Below are 12,592 nucleotides of genomic sequence, written 5' to 3'. Positions count from 1 at the left end.
GGATCCCGCAGCACGACATTGGCCGCCACCGCATCGTGCCCCTCCCGGAACACGGTGGCCGACACCTCGAACGACTCACCCACCACCGCCTTGGCGGGCCTGCGCCCGTTCAGCACGAGGGGACGGACGTCGAGGACGGGTATGCGCCCGACGGCGGTGGTCCCGCCCGCGGAGGGCGGCTCCGGGGCCGGCTCGCCGGCGGCGGGGCGCACGGGAACTTCCCCGGTGCTGGAGGCCGGGGGTGATGACGAGTGGTGCGTGGCGGGCATGACCGCTCCTGTCCGCGTCAACGTGAATGGGCGGATGACTGTGGGGAGGTGGGTCCTGCGGGTCTACCGGAGGGGTGTACCGGAGGAGCCTTCCCACACTTCTCGGGTGGGCAATCCGGCGCTTTGTTAACTACTCACGCGTCTGTCTCCCCCACAGGGCCGGCCCTTTCCACGACGGACAGGGCCGGCCCTCCGCACGCTGCGCCTGCACGCGCGGTACCTGCACAAGTGCGTTCGGCGAACCGGTTCCCCGCCTCGACACCTTCCCTGATGCGGCGCCCGCAATCAGCGCTTGGGACACCTGTGCGGGCACGCCCCCGCAAGGGGCTGCCGGACACGGCGCGACGGCGCCCGCGGCGCCGCCCGTGCGGGAGGCCGGGCACCCCGGCCTCCCGCACGGGGCGGACGACGGGCCCAAGGCCGGGCCGAAGCCGCGGGGGTCCGGCCCGGCGTCCGCCCCCTCGGCGCGGCGTGCGCGGGCGGGGGGACGGCCGGCGGGGCCGTGGCCGAGGCCACCGCGACCGGCCCACCCGCCCGGCGCAGACGCCGGCTGCGCGTCCGTGCCATGCTGATGAGTCCCCTCCTCGACTCGGCGCGCGGCAGCGGTGGTTGACCGGACCCGGCCGCCGCGGACCGTGCGCCCCCGGGCAGCCTCTCGTGTCGCGCGCGGCATCACAAGAACGCCCGAGGGGGTGGAATCGGCCATGTCGTCCGGGCCGGGCGGGAGGAGCGCGGCGGTTTCCGGGCGGGACGCGGGGCGGCGTCCGTCCCGGCCCGGACGGGAACCGGGACCGGGAACCGGAGTCCCGGCGGGGGCGGCACCCGCGCCGGTACTGTCGGGAGGGACGACGAGGCGCACCCTGCGTCTCAAGCGAACGCGCCGAGGTGGAATGTGAAGGCGATCCGTCGATTCACCGTCCGACCCGTTCTCCCCGACCCCCTCGGGCCCCTCAGCGACCTGGCCCGCAACCTGCGCTGGTCCTGGCACGCCGAGACCCGTGACCTCTTCCAGTCCGTCGACCCGGAGTGCTGGGCCGCCTCGGGCGGCGACCCCGTGCGCCTGCTCGGCACCGTCCGCCCGGCGCGCCTGGCCGAACTGGCCGGGGACCGCCGTTTCCTGCGCCGTCTCACCGCGGTCGCCGACGACCTCGACGACTACCTGACCGGCGACCGCTGGTACCAGGCCCAGCAGGCCGGGCTCCCGGCCGCCGTCGCCTACTTCTCCCCCGAGTTCGGCATCACCGCCGCCCTGCCCCAGTACTCCGGCGGCCTCGGCATCCTGGCCGGCGACCACCTGAAGGCGGCCAGCGACCTCGGCGTCCCGCTGATCGGCGTCGGACTGCTCTACCGGCACGGCTACTTCCGCCAGACCCTCTCCCGCGACGGCTGGCAGCAGGAGCACTACCCGGTGCTCGACCCCCACGAGCTGCCCCTGGCCCTGCTGGAGGAGCCCGACGGCAGCCCCGCCCGGGTCGGCCTCGCCCTGCCCGGCGGCAGGGAGCTGCACGCCCGGATCTGGCTGGCCCGGGTCGGCCGCGTCCCGCTGCTGCTGCTGGACTCCGACGTGGAGGAGAACGACCCCGGCGAACGCGGGGTGACCGACCGGCTCTACGGCGGCGGCAGCGAGCACCGGCTGCTCCAGGAGATGCTGCTGGGGATAGGAGGGGTGCGGGCGGTGCGCACGTACTGCCGGCTGACCGGGCACCCGGAGCCGGAGGTGTTCCACACCAACGAGGGGCACGCCGGCTTCCTCGGCCTGGAACGCATCGCCGAACTCTGCGCCGGGGGACTGGAGTTCGACTCCGCGCTGGAGGCGGTGCGGGCCGGGACCGTGTTCACCACCCACACCCCCGTCCCGGCCGGCATCGACCGCTTCGACCAGGAGCTGGTGGCCCGTCACTTCGGCCCCGGGGCCGAGCTGCCCCGCATCGACGTCGAGCGGATCCTGCGGCTCGGCCGGGAGACCTACCCGGGCGGCGAGCCCGGCCTGTTCAACATGGCCGTGATGGGCCTGCGCCTGGCCCAGCGCGCCAACGGGGTGTCGCTGCTGCACGGCGACGTCAGCCGGAAGATGTTCGCCGGACTGTGGCCCGGCTTCGACCCCGACGAGGTGCCCATCACGTCGGTGACGAACGGGGTGCACGCCCCGACCTGGGTCGCCCCGGAGGTGCTCCGGCTCGCCGCCCGGCAGGCCGGCGCCCAGCGCACCGAGGACGCGCTGACCGTCGGCGGCTCCGAGCGCTGGGAGGCGGTCGCGGACATCCCCGCCCAGGACCTCTGGGAGCTCCGCCGGACCTTGCGGGAACAGCTCGTGGCCGAGGTGCGCGAGCGGCTGCGCGCCTCCTGGCGGCAGCGCGGCGCGGGCGAGGCCGAGCTCGGCTGGATCGACGGCGTGCTCGACCCCGGCGTCCTCACCATCGGGTTCGCGCGGCGCGTCCCGTCGTACAAGCGGCTGACGCTGATGCTGCGCGACCGGGAGCGGCTGACCCGGCTGCTGCTGCACCCCGAGCGGCCGGTGCAGATCGTCGTCGCGGGCAAGGCCCACCCGGCCGACGACGGGGGCAAGCGGCTCATCCAGGAGCTGGTGCGGTTCGCCGACGACCCGCGGGTGCGGCACCGGATCGTCTTCCTGCCGGACTACGGCATGGCCATGGCGCAGAAGCTCTACCACGGCTGCGACGTGTGGCTGAACAACCCGCTGCGCCCGCTGGAGGCGTGCGGCACCAGCGGCATGAAGGCCGCGCTGAACGGCTGCCTGAACCTGTCCGTGCTGGACGGCTGGTGGGACGAGTGGTTCCAGCCGGACTTCGGCTGGGCGATCCCCACCGCCGACGGCGTGGGCACCGACCCCGACCACCGCGACGCGGTCGAGGCCGCCGCCCTGTACGAGCTGCTGGAGCAGCGGGTGGCCCCGCGCTTCTACGAGCGCGGCCCGGACGGGCTGCCCGGCCGCTGGATCGAGATGGTCCGCCAGACCCTGGGCCGGCTCGGCCCCAAGGTGCTGGCCGGCCGCATGGTCCGCGAGTACGTCGAACGCCTCTACGCCCCGGCCGCCGAGGCGCACCGCGCGATGGACCCGGACGCCGCCCGCGGCCTCGCCGAGTGGAAGGCCCGGGTGCGCGCGGCCTGGCCCGGGGTGAGCGTCGACCACGTCGAGACGTCCGCCGCCACGGCCACCGCCGAGCTCGGCACCACGCTCGGGCTGCGGGTGCGGGTCGGCCTCGGCGACCTCGGCCCGGACGACGTCGAGGTCCAGGCGGTCTCCGGCCGCGTCGACTCCGAGGACCGCATCACCGACGCGACGGCCGTCCCGCTCAAGCCGTCCGGCGGCCCCGACCCGGAGGGCCGCTGGGTGTACGAGGGTCCGCTCTCCCTGGACCGCACCGGCCCCTACGGCTACACGGTCCGCATCCTGCCCGCGCACCCCCTGCTGGCGTCGGCCGCGGAGACGGGGCTGGTGGCCGTGCCCTCGGAGGAACTGGTGGAGGCGGCGGGGGTGCTGATGCGGTGAGCGTCAGCTCTCCGGCCCCCGGGTGCTCAGCTGCCGCAGGACGGCCCCGCACCGTCGTGCGTAGGCGTGCTGGAGCCCCCGGGTGGCCGGGCCGCCCGCCCGCGCGTACCACTTCGCCGGGCGGCTGAACGCGGTCACCGTCAGCCAGACCGTGCCGTCCCCGGTGCGGTTCACCACGAACGCCTCCTCGCCGCACTCCGGGTGGCCGGGCAGCGTGCCGTACGCCCACCCGGCGCGGCGGGGCTCCTCCACCGTCCACACCACCCGGCACGGGGCCTTGATCATGCCGGCGAGGGTGACGGTGACGTCGACGCCGGGCGCGGCCCGCTCGGCGCCCGCGTCGATGCCGACGCCCAGCGTCCGGTGCATCTCCCAGGTGAGGACCGCCTCGGACGCCCGGCGGAAGACGTCCTCGCCCTCCCCCAGGCGTGCGCGCACCTGCAGGGGGCGGAAGCCGGGCGGGCAGAAGCCGGGCTCCCGGGTCGCGCCGACGTCGTCGTACGTGAAGTCCTCCGAAGACATGGGCACCAAGCGTAGGGCCTGCCCGGTCCGTTCCCGCCTGCCCCTCGGGCGGACGGCGGGGACGGGCCGGACAGGCCCTGGGGCGGCGCCCGGGAGGCCGTCCTCCCGGGCGCCGCCCGTCGGCTCCGGCGCCCGTCAGCTGACGTTGACCGCGGACCAGGCCGCGGCGACCGCGCCGTACTCGGCGCTGCCGGAGCCGTACAGCGCCGCCGCCGCGTTCAGGGTCGCGGTGCGGGCGCCCTTGTAGTTCGTGGTGGACGTCATGTACGTGGTCAGCGCCTTGTACCAGATCTGCAGCGCCTTGGCGCGGCCGATGCCGGTGACCGAGGAGCCGTTGTACGTCGGGGAGCTGTAGGTGACGCCGTTGATCGTCTTGGTGCCGCTGCCCTCGGCCAGCAGGTAGAAGAAGTGGTTCGCGGGGCCGGAGGAGTAGTGCACGTCGACGCCGCCGAGGCCGGAGGACCAGTAGTCCTTGGAGGCGCCGTCCTTGCTGGGCTTGTCCATGTAGCGCAGCGGGGTGCCGTCGCCGTTGATGTCGATCTTCTCGCCGATCAGGTAGTCGCCGGCGTCGGCGGAGTTGCCCGCGTAGAACTCCGCGCCCGTGCCGAAGATGTCGGACGTCGCCTCGTTCAGGCCGCCGGACTCGCCGCTGTAGTTCAGGCCCGCGGTGTGGGAGGTGACGCCGTGGCTCATCTCGTGGCCGGCCACGTCCAGCGAGGTCAGCGGGTGGGTGTTGCCCGAGCCGTCGCCGTAGGTCATGCAGAAGCAGCTGTCGGACCAGAAGGCGTTGACGTAGTTGCTGCCGTAGTGGACGCGGGAGTAGGCGGCCTTGCCGTCGTTCCTGATGCCGTTGCGGCCGAAGGTGTTCTTGTAGAAGTCCCAGGTCACCTGGGCGCCGTAGGCGGCGTCCACGGCCGCGGTCTGGTCGGTGGAGGAGCTGGAGGCCGTTCCGGTGCCCCACACGTCGTCCGCGTCGGTGAACAGGGTGCCGGTGCCGGAGGTGCCGCGGGCGAGGTTGTACGTCTTGTGGCCGCCGCGGGCGGTGTCGTACAGCTGGTACGTGGTCCCCGACTTGTAGCTGCCCAGGGTGACCGTGCCCGAGTACAGGCCCTTGCCGGTGCCGGTCTCGATGCCCTGCCACTCGTGGAGCTTCTCGCCGGTGGCGGCGTCGGTGACGACGTGCAGCTCGTTCGGGGTGCCGTCGTCCTGCAGGCCGCCGACGACGGTCTCGTACGCCAGCGTGGGCCTGCCGTCCGCCGCCCAGATCACCTTGCGGGGCGCGGAGTCGGCCGCGGTCCTCTCCGAGCCGGCGGCCTTCGCCGCGGCCAGCGCCTGCCGCTCGGCCTTGGCCGCGTCGACCTTCGGCGTCACGGACGCGACCTCGACGGCGGTCGCGGTGGCTCTGGTCACGCCGGTGGTCTCGCCCGACTCCGACTCGTGCACGACGAGGTCGCCGCCGAGGACGGGCAGGCCGTCGTAGGTGCGCTCGTAGCGGGTGTGGACGGTGCCGTCGGCGTCCTTGACGACGTCCTTGACGACCAGCTTCTCCTTGGCGCCGAGGCCGATCTCGCGGGCGGTGCCGGGGGCGGTCCGCTGCTGCTCCTGGATGAGGGCGGTGCGGGCGGGGGCGGAGAGCAGGACGGGCGCGCCGGGCAGCGCCGGCTTCGGGGTGGCGGCGTCGGCGGCGCTGCTGGTGGTGGTCAGGCCGGTGGTGAGCAGGGCCCCGGTGGCGACGGCGGTGGCGACGGCCAGGACGGTGCGCTGGTGACGCGCGTAGAGGGAGGACACACGAGCTCCTTCGTGGGGGAGGTGCGGTGCTGGTGCGGCGGGTGGGGGAAGCCTGGCACTCAGGGCGTGTCCATGTCAGGAGCGTGCCGGTGATGTTGACCAAAAGTTGACCGAACGGTGAACCCCCGGAACGGCGAACGGCGGCCGCCGTGGCCGGAGTCGACCCGCCGGGCGCTCCGGCCCGGCCGGGCGCGGGGACCGGCGAGACGGCGGCGGCGCCCGCGAGCGGCGGCGTTCCCGGTCGGCGGAGCGGGCCGGGAAGCGTCAGGAGCGCGTCGGGAAACGCCGCAGGCGGTCCGCCGCCCGGGAGTCACGGTCGGCGCGCGGACTCGCGGCCGCGGGCGCCGGCCGCTCCGGGCGACGGACCGGCCTACGCCAGACTGTCCCGCCAGGCCCGGTGCAGCTGGGCGAACCGGCCCGTGCCGGCGACCAGTTCGGCCGGGCTGCCGTCCTCGACGATCCGGCCCCGCTCCATGACCAGCACCCGGTCCGCGATCTCCACGGTCGACAGCCGGTGCGCGATGACGACCGCCGTGCGCCCCCGCAGCACGGTCGCCATGGCCCGCTGCACGGCCTTCTCGCCGGGGACGTCCAGCGAGCTGGTCGCCTCGTCGAGGATCAGCACGGCGGGGTCGGCGAGTAACGCCCGCGCGAACGCCACCAGCTGGCGCTGCCCGGCGGAGATGCGGCCGCCCCGCTTGCGCACGTCGGTGTCGTAGCCGTCGGGCAGCGCGCTGATGAAGTCGTGCGCGCCGATCGCCTTCGCGGCCCGCTCGATCTCCTCGCGGGAGGCGTCCGGGCGGCCGATGGCGATGTTCTCGGCGACCGTGCCGGAGAACAGGAACGCCTCCTGCGTCACCATCACCACCCCGCGCCGCAGCTCGGGCACGGCCAGGTCGCGCAGGTCGACGCCGTCGAGCAGCACCCGCCCCGCGGAGGGGTCGTAGAAGCGGGCGAGCAGCTTGGCCAGGGTCGACTTGCCCGCGCCGGTGGTGCCGACGACCGCGACCGTCTGCCCGGCCGGGAGGGTCAGGTCGAAGCGGGGCAGCACCTCGCCGCCGGTGCGGTAGGCGAAGCGGACGCCGTCGAAGACGACCTCCCGGCCGGGCTGCTGCGACCTCGGCGGCGGCAGCCGCTTCGGCGCCGACGGCTCGGGCACGGACGGCGTCTGCGCCAGCAGCCCCGCGATCTTCTCCAGCGAGGCCGCCGCCGACTGGTAGGAGTTCAGGAACATGCCGAGCCGGTCGATGGGGTCGTACAGCCGGCGCAGGTACAGCACCGCCGCCGCCAGCACCCCGAGGGCCAGCGTGCCGTCCGCGACCCGGTGGGCGCCCCACAGCACGATCGCCGCGACGGCCGTGTTGGCGACCAGCCGCGAACCGGTGACGTAGCGGGCCATCTCCAGCAGCGCGTCGCCGTTGGCGCGCTCGTGCCGCCGGTTGAGGTCGCGGAAGGCGGCGTCGTTGGCGGCCTCGCGGCGGAAGGCGCGCACCGGCCGGATGCCGTTCATCGTCTCCACGAACTTCACGATCACCGCGGCGATGGCCGTCGACCGCTTCCGGTACACCCGGCCCGCCCGCCGCCGGTAGCCCCGCACCAGCGCGTACAGCGGCCCGAAGGACGCCACCGCGACGGCGCCCAGGCCCAGGTCGAGCCAGAGCAGCATCGCCGAGATGGAGACGAAGGACAGCACGACGGTGACCAGCTCCTGCAGGCCCTCCTCGAGCAGTTCGCGCAGCGACTCCACGTCCGTGGTGGAGCGGGAGATCAGCCGGCCCGAGGTGTAGCGCTCGTGGAAGTCGACGCTGAGGGCCTGCGCGTGGCGGAAGATCCGGCCGCGCAGGTCGAGCAGCACGTCCTGGTTGACGCGGGCGGAGACGGCGATGAACGCGTACTGCAGTCCGCCGGAGGCCACCGCGCACAGCAGGTAGCCCGCCGCCACCGCGACCAGCGGCCCGTGGTCGTGGCCGCGCAGCGCGGGCACGGCGTGGTCGATGGCGTACGCCACCAGCAGCGGGCCCGCCTGCACGGCCGCCTGCTGGAGCAGCAGCAACAGGGCGGTCAGGGCGACGCGGGCCTTCATCGGGGCGAGCAGGGACCGCAGCAGGGCGGCGGTGGCGCCCGGGGGAGAGGGCAGCACGTCCCGGTCGAAGGCGTCGGTGTGCCGCGCCCCCTCGGCCGGCTGCTCCCGCTCCGGTGCGGTCGTCGTGGGCGCCGTCATCGGTCGGCCTCCTCGGTCCCGGCCATCAGATGGGCGTACTCGGCGTTGTCGCGCAGCAGGTCGTGGTGGGTGCCGACGGCGGCGATCCGGCCGCCGGAGAGCAGGGCGACCCGGTCGGCGAGCAGCACGGTGGACGGGCGGTGCGCCACGATCAGCGCCGTGGTGTCCGCCAGCACCTGCCGCAGCGCGGCCTCCACGGCGGCCTCGGTGTGCACGTCCAGCGCGGACAGCGGGTCGTCGAGCACCAGGAACGCGGGCCGCCCGACGACGGCCCGGGCCAGCGCCAGCCGCTGCCGCTGCCCGCCGGACAGGCTCAGGCCCTGCTCGCCGACCTGGGTGCCGGCGCCCTGCGGGAGGGCGTGGACGAAGTCGGCCTGCGCCACCGCCAGCGCCCGCTCCAGCTCCGCCGGGCCCGCGCCGTCACCCGCGCCCATCAGCACGTTCTCCGCGACGCTGGCGGAGAACAGGGTGGGCTCCTCGAAGGCGACGGCGACCTTCGCGCGCAGTTCCTCGCGGGGCATGTCCCGGATGTCCACGCCGTCGAGCGTGATCCGCCCCGACGTCACCTCGTGCAGGCGGGGGACGAGCGCGGTGAGCGTGGTCTTGCCGCTGCCGGTGGCGCCCACCAGGGCCAGGGACTCGCCGGGGCGGATGTGCAGGTCGACGCGGTCGAGGACGGGCGGGGAGCCGGGCGGGGCGTCGGGGTAGCGGAACCGGACGGCGTGGAAGCGCAGGCCGTCCCGCCGGGCCGGGACGGCGGGGGACGGCGCAGCCGGCCGCCCCGGGGACTCCGGCTCCGCGTCCATCACCTCGAAGTACCGCTCCGTCGCCGTCGCCGCCTCCTGGCTCATCGCCAGCAGGAACCCGATGGAGTCCACGGGCCAGCGCAGCGCCAGCGCGGTCGACAGGAAGGCCACCAGCGTCCCCGCCGACAGCTCCCCGTCGGCGACCCGCACCGCGCCCAGCACCAGCGCCGCCCCGATCGCCACTTCCGGCAGCGTCACGATGACGCCCCAGATCGCGGCGAGCAGCCGCGCCTTGCGCAGCTCGGTCCCGCGCAGCGTCCGCGACAGCTGCGCGAAGGCCCGCGCCTGGCTGCGGTGGCGTCCGAACCCCTTGATGATCCGGATGCCGAGCACGCTCTCCTCGACCACCGTCGTCAGGTCGCCGACCTGGTCCTGCGCGAGCCGCGCCACCCGGGCGTACCGCCGCTCGAAGATCGCGCAGGTGACGACCACCGGGACGGCGGGCCCGAGGATCACCAGTCCCAGCATCCAGTCCTGCACCAGCATGATGATCACGCCGATCAGGATGGTCACGCCGTTGACCAGCAGGAACGTCAGCGGGAAGGCGAGGAACATCCGCAGCAGCATCAGATCCGTCGTGCCGCGCGACAGCAGCTGCCCCGACGGCCACCGGTCGTGGAAGGCGACCGGCAGCCGCTGCAGATGCCGGTACAGCTCCGCCCGCATCTCCGCCTCGACGCGTGACAGCGGCCGGGCCACCAGCCACCGCCGCAGCCCGAACAGCAGCGCCTCCGCGAACCCGAGCAGCAGCAGGTACAGCGCCCCGAGCCACACGCCCGCCGGGTCCCGGCCGGCGATCGGCCCGTCCACCATCCACTTCAGGACGAACGGGATCACCAGCCCCATGCAGGAGGCGACGACCGCGACGAACGCCGCGGTGAACAGCCGCGCCCGCACGGGCCGCACGTACGGCCACAGCCGCAGCAGCGAGCGCACGGCGGAACGGCCGGAACGGTCCTGGGCTTCCTGGGCGGGTGCGTGTGTCGTGGGCATCAGCAGCGAGCCTACGGACCGCCGCCGACGCTGCCCACCGGGTTTCGGCCGGGCCCCGGTCCGCCGCCGGCCCCGCGACCTGCCGGTTCGGCGCCCGCACCGGCCGGACCGGCAGGTCCCGCTCCGCCGCCGGACCGCCCGTCCGGGCCAACCGGGAGGGGGCGGCCCGCCCGCCGCCCCCGCCCGGGCCGCCTCCGGCCGGCGGCCGTCACCCCGCCACCCGCAGCAGCAGCACCGTCCGCGCCGGCACCGTGATCGCCGTGCCCGCCGGGTGCTCCACGCCCGGCGCCCCGGCCTGCTCCTCCCGGCCGGTGTCGACGACCACCTCGTACCGCTCCGCCCACGGCGGTCCCGGCAGCACGAACTCCACCGGCCGCTCCCCGGCGTGCAGCACGGCCAGGAAGCTGTCATCGACGATCGCCTCGCCGCGCTCGTCCCGGCCCGGGATGTCCCGCCCGGACAGGTACATGCCGAGTGTGGCGGCGGGCGCGTACCAGTCCCCCTGCGTCATCTCCGTGCCCCGGGAGGTGAACCAGGCCAGGTCGCGCAGGCCGTCCGCGGAGTGCGCCCGGCCGGAGAAGAAGGCGCGGCGGCGCAGCACCGGGTGCCGGTGGCGCAGCCCGATCAGCCGGGAGGTCAGGTCGAACAGGGCCCGCCAGCCGGGGTCGTCCAGCAGGCTCCAGTCCACCCAGCCGATCTCGTTGTCCTGGCAGTAGGCGTTGTTGTTGCCGCGCTGGGTCCGCCCCAGCTCGTCGCCCGCGACCAGCATCGGCACGCCCGTCGACAGCAGCAGCGTGGTCAGCAGGTTCCGCAGCTGCCGCCGCCGGAGCGCGCGTATCCCCTCGTCGTCCGTCTCCCCCTCGGCGCCGCAGTTGAAGGCGCGGTTGTCGTCGCTGCCGTCCCGGTTGCCCTCGCCGTTGGCCTCGTTGTGCTTGCGCTCGTAGCTGACCAGGTCCCGCAGGGTGAACCCGTCGTGCGCGGTGACGAAGTTGACCGAGGCGTACGGGCGCCGCCCGCCCCAGGCGTACAGGTCGCTGGAGCCCGACAGCCGGTAGCCCATCTCCCGCACGTCCGGCAGCGCGTGCCGCCAGAAGTCCCGCACGGTGTTGCGGTAGCGGTCGTTCCACTCCGTCCACAGCGGCGGGAACGCGCCCACCTGGTAGCCGCCCGACCCCACGTCCCACGGCTCGGCGATCAGTTTCGCCCGCCGCAGCACCGGGTCCTGGGCGATCACCGCGAGGAACGGGGAGAGCATGTCGACGTCGTGCATCGAGCGGGCCAGCGCCGCCGCCAGGTCGAAGCGGAAGCCGTCCACGCCCATCTCCGTCACCCAGTAGCGCAGCGAGTCGGTGATCAGGCGCAGCACGTGCGGCTGGACCACGTGCAGGGTGTTGCCGCAGCCGGTGTAGTCGGCGTACCGGCGGGCGTCGGGCTGGAGGCGGTAGTAGCGGCGGTTGTCGATGCCCTTCAGGGACAGGGTGGGGCCGTACTCGCCGGCCTCCGCGGTGTGGTTGTAGACCACGTCGAGGATGACCTCGATGCCCGCCGCGTGCAGCGCGCGCACCATCCGCTTGAACTCGCCGACCTGCTGGCCGGCGGTGCCGGACGCCGCGTAGGCGGCGTGCGGGGCGAAGTAGCCGATGGAGTTGTAGCCCCAGTAGTTGCGCAGGCCCCGCCGCAGCAGGTGGTCCTCGTGCGCGAACTGGTGCACCGGCAGCAGCTCCACCGCCGTCACGCCCAGCTTCACCAGGTGCTCGACCGCCGCCGGGTGCGCCAGGCCCGCGTAGGTGCCGCGCAGCTCCTCGGGGACGCCGGGGTGCAGCCGGGTGAAGCCCTTGACGTGCAGCTCGTAGATGACCGAGTCCGCCCACGGCGTCCTGGGGCGGCGGTCGTCCGACCAGTCGTCGTCGTCGTGGACGACGACGCCCTTGGGCACGTACGGCGCCGAGTCCCGGTCGTCGCGCACGGTGTCCGCGACGTGCTGCTCCGGCCAGTCCCGCACGTGCCCGTACAGCTCCGGCGCCAGCCCGGACGGGGCGTAGTCGCCGTCCACCGCGCGCGCGTACGGGTCGAGCAGCAGCTTCGCCGGGTTCCAGCGGGCGCCGGTCCACGGGTCCCAGCGGCCGTGCACCCGGTAGCCGTAGCGCTGGCCCGGCAGCGCGCCCGGCACGAAGCCGTGCCAGATCTCGTGCGTCAGCTCGGTCAGCCGCACCCGGCTCTCCACCCCGCGGGCGTCGAACAGGCACAGGTCGACCGCCTCCGCCCCGCCCGCCCACAACGCGAAGTTGGTCCCCGCCACGCCGTCCGGGCCGGTCCGGAACCGGGCGCCCAGCGGCGTCGGCGCCCCCGGCCACACAGGCACGTCCGGCGCCCTGCGCGGCGTGCCGTTCACGACGGCGGCGGGACGCGGGTCCCCGGCGGGGCCCCGGCCGGCCACCGCCTCCTGCTCGGCTGCGCTGGACACCTGTCAGCCTCCCACGGC

The 12,592-nt window shown here is 74.8% G+C and carries 7 protein-coding genes; 1 reads left to right on the top strand and 6 read right to left on the bottom strand.

The genetic code is table 11. The features are described 5' to 3' along the window. On the bottom strand, window positions 1-269 hold a 269-nt coding region (locus ACIBAI_RS25365), incomplete at its 3' end, for a maltotransferase domain-containing protein (RefSeq protein ID WP_399037677.1). Window positions 270-1,161: 892 nt separating this feature from the next. Here ACIBAI_RS25365 and ACIBAI_RS25360 point away from each other — a divergent pair. Next, window positions 1,162-3,780 (top strand): glycosyltransferase family 1 protein, encoded by a 2,619-nt coding sequence (locus ACIBAI_RS25360; protein ID WP_399037675.1) that lies wholly within the window; start codon window positions 1,162-1,164, stop codon window positions 3,778-3,780. A 3-nt stretch (window positions 3,781-3,783) separates the two neighbouring features. On the opposite strand, the gene ACIBAI_RS25355 is transcribed toward ACIBAI_RS25360, so the two are convergent. From ACIBAI_RS25355 to glgX, 5 genes are all read right to left on the bottom strand, one after another. Continuing rightward, complete coding sequence (locus tag ACIBAI_RS25355) at window positions 3,784-4,302, bottom strand: DUF1990 domain-containing protein (protein ID WP_399037674.1); 519 nt, start codon at window positions 4,300-4,302, stop codon at window positions 3,784-3,786. 135 nt (window positions 4,303-4,437) lie between these two features. After that, window positions 4,438-6,090, bottom strand: a complete 1,653-nt coding sequence (locus tag ACIBAI_RS25350) for a M4 family metallopeptidase (RefSeq protein WP_399037672.1) — start codon at window positions 6,088-6,090, stop codon at window positions 4,438-4,440. Between the two features lie 370 nt (window positions 6,091-6,460). Continuing rightward, window positions 6,461-8,311 (bottom strand): ABC transporter ATP-binding protein, encoded by a 1,851-nt coding sequence (locus ACIBAI_RS25345; protein ID WP_399037670.1) that lies wholly within the window; start codon window positions 8,309-8,311, stop codon window positions 6,461-6,463. After that, complete coding sequence (locus ACIBAI_RS25340; RefSeq protein ID WP_399037667.1) at window positions 8,308-10,110, bottom strand: ABC transporter ATP-binding protein; 1,803 nt, start codon at window positions 10,108-10,110, stop codon at window positions 8,308-8,310. Before ACIBAI_RS25340 ends, ACIBAI_RS25345 begins: the two co-directional genes overlap by 4 nt. 208 nt (window positions 10,111-10,318) lie before the next feature. Then, on the bottom strand, window positions 10,319-12,574 hold the full coding sequence (gene glgX / locus ACIBAI_RS25335) for a glycogen debranching protein GlgX (protein WP_399037665.1): 2,256 nt from the start codon (window positions 12,572-12,574) through the stop codon (window positions 10,319-10,321). Window positions 12,575-12,592 lie beyond the last annotated feature (18 nt).

It is taken from the genome of Streptomyces sp. NPDC051041, assembly GCF_044456065.1.
In the GTDB taxonomy this organism is placed as follows: Bacteria; Actinomycetota; Actinomycetes; order Streptomycetales; family Streptomycetaceae; genus Streptomyces; species Streptomyces glaucus.
This window is presented reverse-complemented; position numbering and strand designations above follow the sequence as displayed.